Source organism: Pseudomonas sp. TWI929 (assembly GCF_039673335.1).
Classification (GTDB): Bacteria; Pseudomonadota; Gammaproteobacteria; order Pseudomonadales; family Pseudomonadaceae; genus Aquipseudomonas.
Map to the genome: position 1 here is coordinate 46,742 of NZ_JBDJLK010000011.1, position 15,182 is coordinate 61,923.

Sequence of the window (15,182 nt, forward strand, 5' to 3'; positions counted from 1 at the left end):
AGGGGACGCGGCCATGCGCAACCTCAGCCTCACACGCCAGTGCCTGGGCCTGGTGACCCGCATCGAATGCAGCATCCGCCCACTGGCCGGGGACAACGGCATGTGGACGCTGCTGTTCGCCGCCGGCATGGCCGGTGAACAACCCTCCGCGATCAAGGCCCAAGGGCCGTTCCATGGGCCGCTGGTGGCCGAATCAGTGCTCAATGCCATTGTCGACAGCCTGACCTTGCATGGCTATCAGGTGGCCGAGGACCCGCAGATCTGGTGTTTGCATTTGCAGGCGCAGTTGCGGCGGATCAATGGTGAGCGGTGTCGGAACCTGGGGGATTACCAGTTTCATCCGGAGACCTGATTGAGGTTGGGGGCTGTAAAGCAGCCCCCAATTCACCGGGCTTTTGCTGTAACAGGTGGCTGGCTATACTCGCCGTCGTTTTTTTAGTCACCTGACGAGTCCCAAACCCTCCATGGAACGTATTCTCGAAAACGCGATGTATGCCTCGCGCTGGCTGCTCGCACCCATCTACTTCGGCCTGTCCCTCGGCCTGCTGGCCCTGGCGCTGAAATTCTTCCAGGAAGTGGTCCACGTCCTGCCCAATGTCTTCGCCTTGAGCGAAGCCGACCTAATCCTGGTGATCCTGTCGCTGATCGACATGTCGCTGGTGGGCGGCCTGCTGGTGATGGTGATGATTTCCGGCTACGAAAACTTCGTCTCGCAACTGGATATCGACGAGAGCAAGGAAAAGCTCAACTGGCTGGGCAAGATGGACTCTTCGTCGCTGAAGATGAAGGTTGCCGCGTCGATCGTGGCGATTTCATCCATCCACCTGCTGCGGGTGTTCATGGATGCGCAGAATATCTCCACCGATTACCTGATGTGGTACGTGATCATCCACATGACCTTCGTGATCTCGGCGTTCTGCATGGGCTACCTGGACAAGCTGACCAAGCACTGAGTCCTGTCAGGCCTCTTCGCAATCCCTGTGGGAGCGGGCAAGCCCGCGAAGAGGCCAGCACGGTCCAACTGACGAGCGGCGTTAGTCATGCCTTGCGCATTCGCCCTTCCTGTACAAAAAATGAGCTCTCATGCGTGGTTCCCATCGCGAGGTGCTCTCATGAACCTGCATCAGCTCAACACCGAGGCCAGGGCTGGCCATGTCGAAGAACTGAACCTGATCGCCATCGAAGGTGGTGACTACCTGCTCGAGGCCCGGGTCAAAGGCCGCCCCCACCCATTGTCCGACCCCCGTGGTGAACGCTTGCGCGTGCACTCGGTGGAGGATGCGCGCAAGTTGCTGCAAACCATCCCCATGGTCTCGATGAACCTGGTGCACTGGTCGGTGCAGGACGAGATGTGCGGCATGGGCACGCACCCGGAAGAAGACCTGAAGGTGCCGATTTCCCAGCGTTCGGCTTGGTAGCTGCTCGCAGCTCCCCAGTGTGCTAGGCTGCTCGCCCTTTTCATCAAGGGCGCGGCTGCACTGCGCCCTGCAGTGGAGCACGACAATGTCCGAACTCAACCTGTCCACCGACGAAACTCGCGTCAGCTACGGCATCGGCCGTCAGCTGGGCGGCCAGCTGCGCGACAACCCACCACCAGGTGTTAGCCTGGAAGCCATCCTGGCCGGCCTGACCGACGCCTTCAACGGCGCCGACAGCCGCGTCAGCGAAGCCGACCTGTCGGCCAGCTTCAAGGTTATCCGTGACGTGATGCAAGCCGAAGCTGCTGCCAAGGCCGAAGCCGCCGCCGCTGCTGGCAAGGAATTCCTGGTCGAGAACGCCAAGCGCGAAGGCATCACCACCCTGGCTTCGGGCCTGCAGTTCGAAGTACTGACCGCAGGTGAAGGCGCCAAGCCGACCCGCGAAGACAATGTGCGTACGCACTACCACGGCACCCTGATCGACGGCACCGTGTTCGACAGCTCCTACGACCGTGGCCAACCGGCTGAATTCCCGGTTGGTGGCGTGATCGCTGGCTGGACCGAAGCCCTGCAGCTGATGAACGCCGGCAGCAAATGGCGCCTGTACGTGCCGAGCGAGCTGGCCTACGGCGCCCAAGGCGTTGGCAGCATCCCGCCGCACAGCGTGCTGGTGTTTGACGTCGAGCTGCTCGACGTACTGTAAGACCGCTTTCGCGGGTGAACCCGCTCCCACAGGGACCTCACAGCATTTGAAGCCTGTGCCGTTCCTGTGGGAGCGGGTTCACCCGCGAAGAGGCCGGCCCTGCTGGCCTCAATTCCAATCCGCGCCCCCAGGGCGCAACGCCCGTGCATAGCAGAACAGAAACAGGTTCCGCACCAGCTCCTTGAGCACCCCCGGTTCACTTGAATTCAGCCCGCTCATGTCCAGGTCGCCCTGGTCACGCAGTTCGTCAAGCGCTTCTTCTTCAAGCACCGCGCACACTTCACCGGTTTCGCGATGAAGGATGCGCAGGTAGGGGTGAGGGCGGTCCAGCCAGGCGTCAATCAGATAAGTCATGGCTATTCTCCTTGGATAGCAGCTCCAATGAGAATAATTCTTATTACCAGAATAGCAAGCGCCAATTGCCGAATTTCTGTGTAATCAGACTTTGCGCACGAACTCGGACTTCAGCTTCATGGCGCCGATGCCGTCGATTTTGCAGTCGATGTCGTGGTCGCCGTCGCACAGGCGGATGTTCTTGACCTTGGTGCCAACCTTGACCACCAGGGACGAACCCTTGACCTTGAGGTCCTTGATCACGGTGACGGTGTCACCGTCCTGCAGGATGTTGCCAACCGAGTCCTTCTTCACCAGCTCATCGCTGGCCGCCTCGGCGTCGCCGCTGGCCGACCACTCGTGGGCGCACTCAGGGCAGATCAGCTGAGTGCCATCCTCATAGGTGTATTCGGAGTTGCATTTCGGGCAGGGTGGCAGAGTGCTCACTTCGGTTCCTCAAACAAACAGGCGGTTGAAAGCCCACATTGTAAAAGGTATTTCTCCAGAAGGGATTATGTCCGGACAAAAGCATTCGCGGGCTTGCCCGCTCCCACAGGGATAGTATCAACCTGTGGGAGCGGGCAAGCCCGCGAAGAAGGCGACTCGGTCTGTCAGTGCGTTCGCGCCACCGCAAACTCGCTCAGCTCAACCAGTGCATCACGGTATTCGCTAGCCGGCAGCACCTCAAGGCACTCAATGGCACGCTTCACGTAATCGCGAGCCAGCTCTGCGGTGTACTTCAGCGCACCCGACTCCTCGACCGCCACGCGAATCTGCTCCAGGTCCTCCAGGCCACCCTTCTGGATCGCCTGGCGCACTAGCGCAGCCTGTTCGGCGGTGCCTTCGCGCATGGTGTAGATCAGCGGCAGGGTAGGCTTGCCTTCGGCCAGGTCGTCACCGACGTTCTTGCCCAGGGTTTGCGAGTCGCCCTTGTAGTCCAGCAGGTCGTCGACCAACTGGAAGGCCACGCCCAGGTGGTCGCCGAAGGTGCGCAGGGCTTCACGCTGTTCTTCGCTGGCTTCGGCCAGCGCTGCGGCGCTGTGGGTCGATGCTTCGAACAGCATCGCGGTCTTGCCGCGGATGACCTCCATGTAGACTTCCTCGGTGGTGCTGGCGTCGCGAACCCGCGACAGCTGCAGCACTTCACCTTCGGCAATCACGCGGGTGGCCTTGGACAGGATCTGCATGACCGGCATCGAGCCCAGTTCGACCATCATCTCGAACGAACGCGAATAGAGGAAGTCGCCCACCAGCACGCTCGGTGCGTTGCCCCACAGGGCATTGGCGGTGGAGCGGCCACGGCGCATGCCGGACATGTCGACCACGTCGTCGTGCAGCAGGGTGGCGGTGTGCAGGAATTCGATGGTGGCAGCCAGCAGGCGCAGGTCGTCGCCTTCGCGGCCCAGGGCCTTGCCACACAGCAGCACCAGCAGGGGGCGCAGGCGCTTGCCACCAGCGGACGTGATATAGTCGCCGATCTTCGATACCAGCGGCACGCGCGAGGTCAGCTGCTTCTTGATGATCTCGTCGACGGCGCTGAAGTCATCAGCCACCGCGCGGTAGAAGGTTTGGGGTTGCATCGGCTGCTCCAGTGAGGTTGCGCGGCATGCTAGGTCGCAGGCCCCGGTGTGTCAAGGCGCGGTGCCAGCTGGCCGGGGGCGGTACTTGCAAGCAAAACCGCGGTTGCGTACAATCGCGCACCCTAACTTCCTGGGCAGCACCTGCCTTACGCAATTGCACCGGGCCGTTCCAGCCCTATGCAGCCATGCCAGCCAATACTCATCATATAAAGCGCTGGGTGAGCAGGATTATCGGAGAAATACCATGTCTTACGCAGTAATCGTTACCGGCGGCAAGCAGTACAAAGTCGCTGAAGGTGAATTCCTCAAGATCGAAAAACTGGAAGTCGCCACTGGCGAATCCGTGACCTTCGATCGCGTCCTGCTGGTCGCCAACGGTGAAGAAGTCACCATCGGTGCTCCAGTTGTTGCTGGCGCTAAAGTAGTGGCCGAAGTCGTTTCGCAAGGCCGCCACGACAAGGTTCGCATCATCAAGTTCCGTCGTCGTAAGCACCACATGAAGCGTATGGGCCACCGCCAGTGGTTCACCGAGATCAAAATCACCGGCATCCAGGCTTAATCCCCTAGATCCCCTGAATTTATTTGGAGAATTGAACCATGGCTCACAAGAAGGCTGGTGGTAGTACTCGTAACGGTCGCGACTCAGAATCTAAACGCCTTGGCGTGAAGATGTATGGCGGCCAGGTTATCAAGCCAGGCAACATCATCGTCCGTCAGCGCGGCACCGAATTCCACGCTGGCTACGGCGTTGGCATGGGCAAGGACCACACCTTGTTCGCCAAGATCGAAGGCGTGATCAAGTTCGAGAAGAAAGGCGAGTTCATGCGCCGTTACGTGAGCATCGTCGCCGCTTAATCGCGACGTCGCTCCAGAAGCCCCGTCATGCGACGGGGCTTTTTCGTTTGTGGTGAGCCTCTTGCAAAGCTGTTTGTCTGGGTTGCCGGCGTTGGTTTCTACGGTCGTACGGGGCCGCCGCGCTCATTTTTGCAAGAGCCTCATGTTTTGAGTCATTCAGCTCGTCTGCCGACGAGAGGCGGTTTTAATGAAGTTTGTTGACGAAGTATCGATTCGGGTCAAGGCCGGTGACGGCGGCAACGGTTGCATGAGCTTCCGTCGCGAGAAGTTCATCGAGAACGGTGGCCCTAACGGCGGTGACGGTGGCGACGGCGGCTCGGTGTACATGGTTGCCGACGAGAACCTGAACACCCTGGTCGACTACCGCTACACCCGTCACCACGAAGCCCAGCGCGGCTCCAACGGCGGCAGCACCGACTGCACCGGTAAAAAAGGTGATGACCTGTTCCTGCGCGTGCCGGTCGGCACCACCGTGATCGATGCTTCCACCCAGGAAGTGATCGGTGACCTGGTCACCCCAGGCCAGAAGCTGATGGTCGCCCAAGGCGGCTGGCACGGCCTGGGCAACACCCGTTTCAAGTCCAGTACCAACCGTGCACCGCGCCAGACCACCCCAGGCAAGCCGGGTGACCAGCGCGACCTGAAAATGGAAATGAAGGTACTGGCCGACGTTGGCCTGCTGGGCCTGCCGAACGCCGGCAAGAGTACCTTCATTCGCTCGGTCTCGGCTGCCAAGCCGAAAGTGGCTGACTACCCGTTCACCACCCTGGTGCCAAACCTGGGCGTGGTCAGTGTCGACCGTTGGAAAAGCTTCGTTATCGCCGACATCCCCGGCCTGATCGAAGGCGCCTCCGACGGTGCCGGCCTGGGTATTCGCTTCCTCAAGCACCTGGCGCGCACCCGCGTGCTGCTGCACCTGGTGGACATTGCGCCGCTGGATGAAAGCAGCCCGGCCGATGCCGCCGAAGTGATCGTCAACGAACTGACCCGCTTCAGCCCGTCGCTGGCCGAGCGTGAGCGTTGGTTGGTGCTGAACAAGGCCGATATGGTCATGGACGACGAGCGCGATGAGCGCGTTCAGGAAGTGATCGATCGCCTGGAGTGGGAAGGCCCGGTCTATGTGATTTCGGCCATCTCCAAGCAGGGCACTGAAAAGCTCAGCCACGACCTGATGCGCTACCTTGAAGACCGCGCCGACCGCCTGGCCAACGACCCGGCCTACGCCGAAGAGCTGGCCGACCTCGATCAGCGCATCGAAGACGAGGCCCGTGCCCAGCTGCAGGCCCTGGACGACGCCCGTACCCTGCGCCGTACCGGCGTCAAGAGCGTGCACGACATCGGCGACGATGACGGTTGGGACGATGATTTCGAGGACGACGAAGACGGCCCGGAAATCATTTACGTGCGCGACTGATCGGTTGCAGTACACTAAACGCCGCTCTTTGGAGCGGCGTTTTTGTATCCACGGTATCTATAGATTCGACATAGGTTGGAAGAAGATGCGAAGCAAGGTGACGGGCGCCAAGCGCTGGGTCGTGAAGATTGGCAGTGCTCTGCTGACCGCCGATGGCAAAGGCCTCGACCGCGGTGCCATGGCCGTTTGGGTCGAGCAGATGGTCGCGCTGCGTGAGGCAGGCGTGGAGTTGGTACTGGTCTCCTCCGGGGCCGTGGCTGCCGGCATGAGCCAGCTGGGCTGGACTTCGCGACCGAGCGCGATGAACGAGCTGCAGGCGGCTGCCTCGATCGGCCAGATGCGCCTGGTGCAGGCCTGGGAATCGAGCTTCGGCGAGCACGGCAAGCACACCGCGCAGATCCTGCTGACCCATGACGACCTTTCCGACCGCAAGCGCTACCTGAACGCCCGCAGCACCCTGCGCACCCTGGTCGACCTGGGTGTGGTGCCGGTGATCAACGAAAACGACACCGTGGTCACCGACGAGATCCGCTTCGGCGACAACGACACCCTGGCGGCGCTGGTGGCCAACCTGGTCGAGGCCGACCTGCTGGTAATCCTCACCGACCGCGATGGCATGTTCGACGCCGACCCGCGCAACAACCCCGAGGCCCAGCTGATCTACGAAGCCCGTGCCGACGACCCGGCGCTGGATGCCGTGGCCGGTGGTACCGGCGGTGCCTTGGGCCGTGGTGGCATGCAGACCAAGCTGCGCGCCGCGCGCCTGGCGGCCCGTTCCGGTGCCCACACCATCATCATCGGTGGCCGCATCGAGCGTGTGCTGGACCGCCTCAAGACGGGTGAGCGCCTGGGTACCCTGCTGTCGCCTGAGCGCGGCATGCTCGCTGCACGCAAGCAGTGGCTGGCAGGCCACCTGCAAACCCGTGGCACCCTGGTACTGGATGCCGGTGCCGTGCAGGCGCTGCGCCAGGCCAACAAGAGCCTGCTGCCGGTTGGTGTGAAGACCGTACAAGGCAGCTTCCGCCGTGGCGAGATGGTGGTGTGCGTCGGCCCGGACGGTGTTGAAGTGGCCCGCGGCCTGGCCAACTACAGCGCCCTGGAGGCGCAGAAGATCATTGGCCAGCCATCGGATGCCATCGAGAGCATTCTGGGCTACATCGCGGAGCCTGAGCTGGTGCACCGCGACAACCTGGTTCTGGTCTGAGGGCGTGCGCATGTTGAAAAGCATGATTGCCGTGGCGGCACTGGCCTTGCCGATGCTAGCCGGGGCCGAGGAGATCGGCCAGGTGTCCACCGTGTTCAAGTTCCTTGGGCCGAACGACCGTATTGTGGTCGAGGCGTTCGACGACCCCAAGGTCGAAGGCGTGACTTGCTACCTGTCGCGGGCCAAGACCGGCGGCATGAAGGGTGGCTTGGGGCTGGCGGAGGATCGCGCGGAGGCATCGATTGCCTGCCGTCAGGTTGGGCCGATCAACTTCAAGGGTGAGCTCAAAGACGGCGAGGAAGTGTTCAAGGAGCGCACCTCGCTGGTGTTCAAGACCATGCAGGTGGTGCGCTTCCTGGACAAGAAGCGCAATACGCTGGTGTACCTGGTGTATAGCGACCGCATGATCGAAGGCAGCCCGCAGAATGCGGTGACCGCTATCCCGATCTTGCCTTGGGCGCATTGATAGCCTGGTAACCGCCGGGAGGCCTTTGGCCCCCATCACGACACAAGGCCGCTCCCACAAAGGTCCTGCGTAAGCTGACCAATGTGGGAGCGGCCTTGTGTCGCGAATGGGCCGCAGAGCGGCCCCAGATTCCTCAGGCCAACTCTTCGGCCTGATCCTCACGCACAACCGCTTTCACCTCATCCAGCCGGCTGATGAACTTCCAGTCCGCCTCGTCGATGTAGATGCCATTCGGCCCGCTACCACCTTCCAGGTCGATCGCAACACGCGCCGATACCTGCGGCTTCACACTCGCCAGAATCGGCACGAAGCCCAGCTGCAGGCTGGTTTCCAGCAATGCCGCCTGGTTGCGTTCGTCGATGTCTGCCGCTTCGTCCAGGTAGTACGGCAGGCGAATGCGCCCGGCCAGGTCGCGGTCCATCAGGTGCAGCAACAGGTACATGTTGGTCAGCGCCTTGATGGTCATGGTGGTGCCGTTGGACGCCGCGCCGTCGATGTCGGCGTGGATGATCGGCTGGCCATTGACCTTGGTGATCTCGAACGCCAGCTCGAACAGGTCCTTCAGGCCCAGCTGGTTGTGGTTGGCCGCCACCAGGCGTGCCAGGTACTCCTTGGCCTCTTCGTTCTTGTTGTCCTGCTCGGCGCTCTGGGTCAGGTCGAACACCGACAGGGTTTCGCCTTCTTCGTACTGGCCGGCACTGTGGATGATCTGGTCGATGTGCTTGAGCGCTTCCTTGTTCGGCGCCAGCACCACGCGGAAGCTTTCCAGGTTGGACACCTGGCGCTTGTTGATCTCGCGGTTGAACAGGGCCAGTTGGTGCTCAAGGCTGTCGTAGTCGCTGCGGATGTTGCGCAGGGTCCGGGCGATGTCGGTAACCGCAGCGCGGCGTGCCTTGGCCAGGGTCAGGGCTTCGTCGGTGCGGTGCGCGTAGGCGTTCACCAGCAACTGCAGGCGGCGCTCCATGTCGTCTTCGCTGTCGAACTTGGCCACGCCTTTCAGGCGCACCTGGGCGTACAGCGCTTCGATCTGGTTGTCGACACGTTGCAGGCCCTGCCAGCTGTCCTGGTAGTCATTGAGCAGCGGCAGCAGGTTGTCCATCGAGTCGTCGATGGCTTCCATGAACGGCGTGCCGTAGGGCAGGTCGGCTGGCAGCAGCTGGCGACGGCGCAGGGCGTCTTCCAGGGTGCGTTGCTTGGACTCAAGGTCACCGATCTGGCGGCCTACCAGCTGCAGCTTGGCCGACAGCTGCTGGACACGCTCGGTGAAGGCGTCGCTGGAGCGCTTGAGCTCGTCCTGGGCGGCTTCCAGCTGCGACAGTTGCTCCAGCTTCTCTGGCTCTTCGGCGGTGAGGGTTTCGCTGCGGCGGAAGTCTTCCAGCGCCTTCTGTGCGTCGAGCACTTCCTGGTACAGGGTTTCGGTCTGCGCCTTGGAGGCGGAGCGGTCGGCGGCTACGGCCTGCTGGGTCTTGAGCTGCTTCAGCTCTTTTTCCAGGCGCTCTTTCTGGTCGCGCAGGGCGGCGCGGTCGGCCAGGGCCTGCAGTGCCGGCGGGTCGATGTTGGTCAGGTCGATGGCCAGGCCCGGGGCTTCGAAGCGCTCGCCCTTGAAGCCGTCGAGTACCGCTTCCAGCGATTTTACCCACAGGTCGCTGTCGTCCAGTTCGATGCCGCGGTCGCCCAGCGGCAGGCTGAACAGCGCGCCGTTGAACAGGCGCATCAGGCGGTCGACGTCCTGCTGCGAGAACTCTTCGCGCAGGCGGGCGTAGCTGTTGTTGTCGGCGTGGTCGAGCTGCTGCTTGACCTGCTTCAGGCGCTTTTCCAGGTCGCGTACGCGCTCGTCGAGGTCTTCGGCGCTGAACTGCCGCGACTGGGCCAGGGCACCGGCCAGTTCGTCGTGGGCGTCCTTGGCTGCCAGCAGTTGCTGCTCCAGGACCTTGACGTCATCGACCAGGGCAAAGCGGTGCTTGAGCACCGACAGCTCGCCCAGCCAGCGCTGGATGCCGGTGATTTCACGCTCCAGGCGCATCAGCTCCTGGGTGCCGCCGCGCTGGTCGTTCTGCAGGCGGTCTTGCTCGCCACGGTAGTGTTCGGACTGGATGACCAGCTCTTCCTTGCGCGCCATGGCGTATTCCTGCCAGGTGCCCAGCAGGGTATCGAGCACTGGCGAAATGCGGTGCAGCTTACCGCGCAGGATGTCGCGCTGGGCCACGCCACCGGCCAGGGCTTCGACCAGCGGGCCGGCAGCGACCAGGGCATTGTAGTCCTGCTCCATGCGGCGCACATCGCGGAAGGCTTCTTCGCAGGCGGCGATGTAGTCGACGCTGCCCGAGCGCAGGCTGTGCTCGAAGGCATCGAGGAACAGCTGCTTGAGCTTGGCTGCGGTGATTTCGCGCATGTGCAGCAGGTTGATGAACAGTGCGCGGAAGGTTTTCAGGCTTTGCTCGCTGGTGGAGCGCAGCGGGATCATGGTCAGGTCCAGCGGCACCGAGGTGTGGCCGCCAACCAGCAACCGGCGCAGTTCGTCGGGCTTCAGCTCGTAGGCCTTGATCCCCAGGCGTTCAAGGTTGGTGAACAGCTCTTTCTGGCGCAGGCAGGTGTCGTTCTTCTGGTAGTGGGCCAGGTCCAGTTCGCCCTTGTAGGCGAAGAACTGGTGGCCGAAACCGCCACCCGGGCCGCGACCGACCACACCGATCACGTGCGGGCCGTGGGGCAGGCTCAGTTCGCAGAGAATGTACGAGGTGTCGCTGGCGAAGTAGAAGCGCCGCGATTGCTCTAGGCTGTACTTGCCGAAGCTCATGTCCGACATGCGTGCCAGGATCGGGAACTGCAGGGCGTTGATCGACGCCGATTTACCCAGGTTGTTGGCGCCATATACCGACAGCGGGTGCTCCAGGGGGAACAGGCCAAGGCTGTAGCCGGCGGTGTTGAGCAATGCAAAGCGGCGGATGCCGTAGCGTTCCTGGCTCATGCGTCAATCTCCTGTTGCTCTTCGCGGATAGCCCGGGCCAGGGCATCCTCTTCGCTCTCTTCGCCGTCGAAGGGGCTGAGGTCGAGCGGGTCGTCGGTGCGGTTGAGTTCTTCGGGGCTTTCTTCCTCGACCAGTACCGGGGTAGGCAGCGGCAGATCGCTGTGCAGGGTCGCGGCCAGGTCGCGGTCCTGCTGCACCGAAAGGCACACGTCGAGGAAGCGGTGCATCGGCGGCAGGAAGCGGTAGATGCCGCCTTCCTCATGGGCGAAGCCGAGCTGGGTCATACGGCGCAGGATTTTTTCTTCCAGCTCGTCCACGGTCTGCACTTCAGCCTGCAGGAACAGGTCGCGGTACTTGTCCAGCAGCGACGGCAGTTCATCGCGGCCGATGCTGCCGCCGTCGAGCACGGCCATCGGGTCGCGGCCCTGGTCGGCCAGGTGCTCGACCAGGATGAAGGTGAACAGCGACAGGCGCTGCGCGGTCTTGTTGACCTGCGCGGCGGTCATGTCCGGCACGAAGTAGTAGAAGCCACGGGTGTCGCACACCAGTTCGAAGCCCAGGGCCTTGAACAGGGTGCGGTACTGGTCCTGGAAGTTCGACAGCTGGGCGTACAGTTCGGGGTCGCGGCGGCTGACGTGGAAGCCTTTGAACAGCTCGCGGAAGATCGGCGCGAGCTGGGACAGTTCGGAAAGATCAAGATGCATGGGCTGGGCTCGCGTTGGGTTCGGTAGGCGCGCTGGTGGCGTCTTCGCGGCTGGAGGTCAGGGCGAACGAGCGCAGGCTGACCAAGTGTTCCTGGGTGGTGTATTCGCGGCGGTCGAGGCGTTCGCGCTTGAAGCGCTTTTCCCGTGACAGGCGCGAGAACCAGTACAGCAGCTCGTCGGTGGCGCCCTCGGGCTCCTGCTCCAGCAGCCAGACCATCAGGTCGGGCAGTGGCAGCGCCTGTTCGCAGCGCTCGGCCATTTCCTTGACCGTGCGCGGGGCGCGGGGCAGGGTGCCGGACTGGGTCTTGTGGGCCTTGGGGAAGCGCGCCGGCTTGGGCTCGAAGCGGGCCAGGGCGTAAACGTAGGCCTCGACCTGGCTGGCACTGCCGAGGAAGGTGCTTTGCGGGCGGGTGAACATCGGCATGGCCGCTTGCGGCACGGCATCGATGCCCTTGCGCCGGATCACCGACAGGGCCAGTGCGGCGCCACGGGTCACGGCGTTGTGCCGGCGGGCTTCTTCACGCAGCGGCAGCAGCAGTTCGCGGGCGTGGCGCAGGGTCAGCTGGGCGCTGGTCTGCATTTCCAGGATGCGCGCGTGGGTGCGCAGCAGCATGTCGTCGTCGACCAGGTGGCCCAGGCGCGCCTGTTCACCCAGCAGCTTCAGCAGCACGGTCTCTACTTTGCGCACGCCTTGTTCGAAGGCGCCGTCGGCGTTGACCAGCTGGATCATCGGCTCGACGTACTCGTCCCAGGTCGCCAGTACTTCGGCATAACGCTGGCGCAGCGGGATCTGCCGGTTACTGGTCTTGGCCCGTTCGGCCACGGCCACCAGCGCCTGCTCGTCGTTATCCAGTTTTTTCAGCACATCGCGCACGCGCATGTCGAGCAGGCGCAGCTGGCGCGCCAGGTCGTCGCTGTCGCGGTTGTCGAAGGCATCCTGGATATGCCCGGCAAGGCGTTCCAGGTGGCGCAGGTAGGCCTCGATCTCCAGGCACAGGCCCAGCCGGTGTTCGCGGCGCAGGTAGGCGAGGAAGTCATGGATCTGCGCGTTGAGCTCGAAACGGTTCGGGCTCTTGGCCACCGGGACCAGGATATCCAGGCGGATCCACACGTCGAGCAGCTGGGTGATGTCCTGCGGGGTACTCTCGATCTGCTGGCGGGCCACATGCTGGCGCAGTTCGACCAGGCTCAGGGTGCCCTGGTCGAAACGCTCGCACAGCGGCTCGATCAGGGCCCAGTGTTCGGCTAGGGCGCGCAGGACGCGCTTGGGTTCGATCATTGGCTTCGACTCGTTGCCAAGAAAAAGGGTGCGATTGTACTGCATCCGGGGGGGAGGATTTCACCCCTTGGTCTGTAATGAGAGATAACCTTGAGCCTTGTAGGGGATTCACTGGCCCTTTCGCGGGTGAACCCGCTCCCACAGGTACTGCACAAAGCTCTGTGGGAGCGGGTTCACCCGCGAAAGGGTCGGTACAGGCAACAAAAATCCGCCGACCAGTTGCGGCACTCGAATGCCATCGGCGTTAGAATGGCGAATTGTCTTCGCCCCTCGGAACTCCGCACCTTGCTCACCGAACCCCGTCGTCGCGCCTACCTTTCCGCCATGCAAGTGGTGCACTGGCTGCCGCGCGCCGAACTGCCGTTCGCCGCACCGTCGCGGCCCGAGTTGCTGCTGCCGGTGGCGCCGGCCGAGGTCATCGATTTCGAGGTCATGCCGGTACCGGCTGGCAACAATGCGCCCGCCACCCCCCAGGCCCGCTCCGGCGAGCGGCCGAAAATCGAAATCCCGCGCCCAGGCAGTGCGCCCAAGCCTGCCGCCAAGGCCGTCGAGGCCGAGGAGCAGCCCGCAGCCCCGCGTCCGGCCCCGGTGCCGCCACCGCGCTTCTCGCTGCAACTGCTGCGCGCCGGCAGCTGCCTGCTGCTGGTGGAGTTGGCCACCGGCCAGCCGTTCCAGAGCCGCGACCCGTCCTACCTGCTGCTCAAGGACATGCTGCGCGCCGCCGGCCTGCCCGACGCCCCGCAGATCATCGGCGAGCCAGTGCGCTGGCCGCTGCTGGTGCGCGGCAACATGGACCAGGGCCCGGAGGCCGCGCGCGATTTCGTCCAGGGCTTTGTCCAGGCGCGCCTGGAAGATGCCCCGTGCACGTGCCTGTGGCTGGTCGGCCTGCCAGCGCTGCGCTTTGCCGCCAATGCCGACGCCGAAGCCTATTACCAAACCCTGAAGCTTGAAGGCCTGGGCGACGCCTGGGCCTTGCCGGGCCTTGAACTGTTGATGGACGAGCCGCAGCGCAAGGCGGACGTCTGGAAAGCCATGCGCCAGCTGATGGCGCGCTGGAAGAGCGTTGAATGAGTGACTCGATCAGCTTCCGCCCGATGACCGAGGCGGATCTGGATGCCGTACTTAAGATCGAATATGCCGCGTTCAGTCATCCCTGGACCCGCGGGATCTTTCAGGATGCGCTCAAATCGTACGAAGTGTGGCTGATGTTCGACGGCCAGCAGCAGGTGGGCCATGGCGTGATCAACGTGATCATCGATGAGGCGCACCTGCTCAACATCACCGTCAAGCCGGAAAACCAGGGCTGCGGCATGGGCCTGCGCCTGCTTGAGCACCTGATGGCCAGGGCCTACCAGCTCAATGGCCGCGAGTGCTTCCTGGAGGTGCGCGCCAGCAACCAGTCGGCCTATCGTTTGTACGAGCGCTACGGTTTCAACGAAATCGGCCGCCGCCGTGACTATTATCCGGTTGCCGGCGGCCGCGAAGATGCCCTGGTGATGGCCTGTACCCTGCTTGAGGATTGACCTGGCAGGGGCTGGCCTTGTCACACAGGCAAACCCTGATGAGGCAATGACCATGCATGACCTGCAGGAACTGATCGACAACAACGCCCGCTGGGCCGACGCGATCAACCAGCGCGACCCCGACTTTTTCGCCAAGCTGGCCCGCCAGCAAACCCCGGAGTTCCTCTGGATCGGCTGCTCTGATGCGCGCGTGCCGGCCAATGAGATCGTCGGCATGCTGCCGGGCGACCTGTTCGTCCACCGCAACGTTGCCAACGTGGTGCTGCACACCGACCTCAACTGCCTGTCGGTGATCCAGTACGCGGTGGAAGTGTTGAAAGTGCGGCACATCCTGGTAACCGGCCACTACGGCTGCGGTGGCGTGCGCGCCGCCATGCAGGACCGCCAGCTGGGCCTGATCGACGGCTGGCTGCGTTCGATTCGTGACCTGTATTACGAAAAGCGCGGCGAGCTGGCCAAGCTGGACAGCGAAGAAGCCAGGGTCGACCGCCTGTGTGAGCTGAACGTCATCCAGCAGGTGGCCAACGTGGCCCATACCAGCATCGTGCAGAACGCCTGGCACCGTGGGCAGGAGCTGTCGGTGCACGGCTGCATCTATGGCATCAAGGATGGGCGTTGGAAGAGCCTGGATACCACCATCAGCGGCTTTGCCCAGTTGCCGCCACAGTACCGCTTGCGGGCGCTGGAGTAGTATTGGTCGGTGTGGGCGTGCAGGTTTTGTTCTCTATGCAGGGATGG

Annotated in this window: 18 protein-coding genes; 12 read left to right on the top strand and 6 right to left on the bottom strand. The window is 63.0% G+C overall.

Annotated elements, in window-relative coordinates; translation table 11 throughout:
* Positions 1–13: 13 nt before the first annotated feature.
* The 4 genes from ABE456_RS07500 to ABE456_RS07515 all read left to right on the top strand — a co-directional run bounded on the left by ABE456_RS07500 (position 14) and on the right by ABE456_RS07515 (position 2,121).
* A complete protein-coding gene (locus ABE456_RS07500; RefSeq protein ID WP_003247487.1) occupies positions 14–352 on the top strand; it encodes a hypothetical protein in 339 nt (112 codons plus the stop codon).
* Between the two features lie 112 nt (positions 353–464).
* Positions 465–953 carry a TIGR00645 family protein gene (locus ABE456_RS07505; RefSeq protein WP_012270428.1) on the top strand — a complete coding sequence of 163 codons (489 nt, stop codon included), beginning with the start codon at positions 465–467 and terminating at the stop codon, positions 951–953.
* Between the two features lie 159 nt (positions 954–1,112).
* The gene (locus ABE456_RS07510) at positions 1,113–1,418 is read left to right on the top strand and encodes a DUF6482 family protein (protein WP_346643354.1); all 306 of its coding nucleotides are present in this window, start codon (positions 1,113–1,115) and stop codon (positions 1,416–1,418) included.
* A gap of 85 nt (positions 1,419–1,503) precedes the next feature.
* Positions 1,504–2,121, top strand: coding sequence for an FKBP-type peptidyl-prolyl cis-trans isomerase (locus tag ABE456_RS07515; protein ID WP_016713351.1), 618 nt, complete (start codon positions 1,504–1,506; stop codon positions 2,119–2,121).
* A 108-nt stretch (positions 2,122–2,229) separates the two neighbouring features.
* On the opposite strand, the gene ABE456_RS07520 is transcribed toward ABE456_RS07515, so the two are convergent.
* The 3 genes from ABE456_RS07520 to ABE456_RS07530 all read right to left on the bottom strand — a co-directional run bounded on the left by ABE456_RS07520 (position 2,230) and on the right by ABE456_RS07530 (position 4,034).
* Positions 2,230–2,475, bottom strand: coding sequence for a hypothetical protein (locus ABE456_RS07520; RefSeq protein WP_346643355.1), 246 nt, complete (start codon positions 2,473–2,475; stop codon positions 2,230–2,232).
* 84 nt (positions 2,476–2,559) lie between these two features.
* Entirely contained in the window at positions 2,560–2,901 is a 342-nt protein-coding gene (locus tag ABE456_RS07525; RefSeq protein WP_346643356.1) for a zinc ribbon domain-containing protein YjdM, read from the bottom strand.
* A 164-nt stretch (positions 2,902–3,065) separates the two neighbouring features.
* Positions 3,066–4,034: a polyprenyl synthetase family protein gene (locus ABE456_RS07530; RefSeq protein ID WP_346643357.1), complete on the bottom strand. Its 969-nt coding sequence runs from the start codon at positions 4,032–4,034 to the stop codon at positions 3,066–3,068.
* Between the two features lie 244 nt (positions 4,035–4,278).
* Here ABE456_RS07530 and rplU point away from each other — a divergent pair, with 244 nt between their 5' ends.
* From rplU to ABE456_RS07555, 5 genes are all read left to right on the top strand, one after another.
* Positions 4,279–4,593, top strand: coding sequence for a 50S ribosomal protein L21 (gene rplU / locus ABE456_RS07535; protein ID WP_003247466.1), 315 nt, complete (start codon positions 4,279–4,281; stop codon positions 4,591–4,593).
* 38 nt (positions 4,594–4,631) lie between these two features.
* Positions 4,632–4,889 carry a 50S ribosomal protein L27 gene (gene rpmA / locus ABE456_RS07540; RefSeq protein WP_003247464.1) on the top strand — a complete coding sequence of 86 codons (258 nt, stop codon included), beginning with the start codon at positions 4,632–4,634 and terminating at the stop codon, positions 4,887–4,889.
* A 187-nt stretch (positions 4,890–5,076) separates the two neighbouring features.
* Positions 5,077–6,303, top strand: coding sequence for an Obg family GTPase CgtA (cgtA, locus tag ABE456_RS07545; RefSeq protein ID WP_346643358.1), 1,227 nt, complete (start codon positions 5,077–5,079; stop codon positions 6,301–6,303).
* Positions 6,304–6,388: 85 nt separating this feature from the next.
* A complete protein-coding gene (gene proB, locus ABE456_RS07550) occupies positions 6,389–7,507 on the top strand; it encodes a glutamate 5-kinase (RefSeq protein ID WP_346643359.1) in 1,119 nt (372 codons plus the stop codon).
* A gap of 10 nt (positions 7,508–7,517) precedes the next feature.
* Positions 7,518–7,973 (top strand): CreA family protein, encoded by a 456-nt coding sequence (locus ABE456_RS07555; protein ID WP_346643360.1) that lies wholly within the window; start codon positions 7,518–7,520, stop codon positions 7,971–7,973.
* A 133-nt stretch (positions 7,974–8,106) separates the two neighbouring features.
* On the opposite strand, the gene mksF is transcribed toward ABE456_RS07555, so the two are convergent.
* Genes mksF through mksB form a run of 3 tightly spaced genes read right to left on the bottom strand, consistent with a single transcriptional unit; the run spans position 8,107 to position 12,921 of the window.
* Positions 8,107–10,938 carry an Mks condensin complex protein MksF gene (gene mksF / locus ABE456_RS07560; protein ID WP_346643361.1) on the bottom strand — a complete coding sequence of 944 codons (2,832 nt, stop codon included), beginning with the start codon at positions 10,936–10,938 and terminating at the stop codon, positions 8,107–8,109.
* The gene (gene mksE, locus ABE456_RS07565) at positions 10,935–11,642 is read right to left on the bottom strand and encodes an Mks condensin complex protein MksE (RefSeq protein WP_346643362.1); all 708 of its coding nucleotides are present in this window, start codon (positions 11,640–11,642) and stop codon (positions 10,935–10,937) included. Before mksE ends, mksF begins: the two co-directional genes overlap by 4 nt.
* Complete coding sequence (mksB, locus tag ABE456_RS07570) at positions 11,632–12,921, bottom strand: Mks condensin complex protein MksB (protein WP_346643363.1); 1,290 nt, start codon at positions 12,919–12,921, stop codon at positions 11,632–11,634. The genes mksE and mksB overlap by 11 nt, the downstream gene beginning before the upstream one ends.
* Before the next feature lie 285 nt (positions 12,922–13,206).
* Here mksB and ABE456_RS07575 point away from each other — a divergent pair, with 285 nt between their 5' ends.
* The 3 genes from ABE456_RS07575 to can are packed head-to-tail and all read left to right on the top strand — an operon-like array spanning position 13,207 to position 15,135.
* Positions 13,207–13,992: an energy transducer TonB gene (locus tag ABE456_RS07575; protein WP_346643364.1), complete on the top strand. Its 786-nt coding sequence runs from the start codon at positions 13,207–13,209 to the stop codon at positions 13,990–13,992.
* Entirely contained in the window at positions 13,989–14,444 is a 456-nt protein-coding gene (gene rimI / locus ABE456_RS07580) for a ribosomal protein S18-alanine N-acetyltransferase (RefSeq protein WP_346643365.1), read from the top strand. Before ABE456_RS07575 ends, rimI begins: the two co-directional genes overlap by 4 nt.
* A gap of 52 nt (positions 14,445–14,496) precedes the next feature.
* Positions 14,497–15,135: a carbonate dehydratase gene (gene can / locus ABE456_RS07585; protein ID WP_172223623.1), complete on the top strand. Its 639-nt coding sequence runs from the start codon at positions 14,497–14,499 to the stop codon at positions 15,133–15,135.
* Positions 15,136–15,182: the final 47 nt, after the last annotated feature.

Coding starts and splice junctions, on each gene's coding strand:
- ABE456_RS07500 (WP_003247487.1), top strand. CDS start 14: ATGCGCAACCTCAGCCTCACACGCCAGTGCCTGGGCCTGGTGACCCGC.
- ABE456_RS07505 (WP_012270428.1), top strand. CDS start 465: ATGGAACGTATTCTCGAAAACGCGATGTATGCCTCGCGCTGGCTGCTC.
- ABE456_RS07510 (WP_346643354.1), top strand. CDS start 1,113: ATGAACCTGCATCAGCTCAACACCGAGGCCAGGGCTGGCCATGTCGAA.
- ABE456_RS07515 (WP_016713351.1), top strand. CDS start 1,504: ATGTCCGAACTCAACCTGTCCACCGACGAAACTCGCGTCAGCTACGGC.
- ABE456_RS07520 (WP_346643355.1), bottom strand. CDS start 2,475: ATGACTTATCTGATTGACGCCTGGCTGGACCGCCCTCACCCCTACCTG.
- ABE456_RS07530 (WP_346643357.1), bottom strand. CDS start 4,034: ATGCAACCCCAAACCTTCTACCGCGCGGTGGCTGATGACTTCAGCGCC.
- rplU (WP_003247466.1), top strand. CDS start 4,279: ATGTCTTACGCAGTAATCGTTACCGGCGGCAAGCAGTACAAAGTCGCT.
- rpmA (WP_003247464.1), top strand. CDS start 4,632: ATGGCTCACAAGAAGGCTGGTGGTAGTACTCGTAACGGTCGCGACTCA.
- cgtA (WP_346643358.1), top strand. CDS start 5,077: ATGAAGTTTGTTGACGAAGTATCGATTCGGGTCAAGGCCGGTGACGGC.
- proB (WP_346643359.1), top strand. CDS start 6,389: ATGCGAAGCAAGGTGACGGGCGCCAAGCGCTGGGTCGTGAAGATTGGC.
- ABE456_RS07555 (WP_346643360.1), top strand. CDS start 7,518: ATGTTGAAAAGCATGATTGCCGTGGCGGCACTGGCCTTGCCGATGCTA.
- mksF (WP_346643361.1), bottom strand. CDS start 10,938: ATGAGCCAGGAACGCTACGGCATCCGCCGCTTTGCATTGCTCAACACC.
- mksE (WP_346643362.1), bottom strand. CDS start 11,642: ATGCATCTTGATCTTTCCGAACTGTCCCAGCTCGCGCCGATCTTCCGC.
- mksB (WP_346643363.1), bottom strand. CDS start 12,921: ATGATCGAACCCAAGCGCGTCCTGCGCGCCCTAGCCGAACACTGGGCC.
- rimI (WP_346643365.1), top strand. CDS start 13,989: ATGAGTGACTCGATCAGCTTCCGCCCGATGACCGAGGCGGATCTGGAT.
- can (WP_172223623.1), top strand. CDS start 14,497: ATGCATGACCTGCAGGAACTGATCGACAACAACGCCCGCTGGGCCGAC.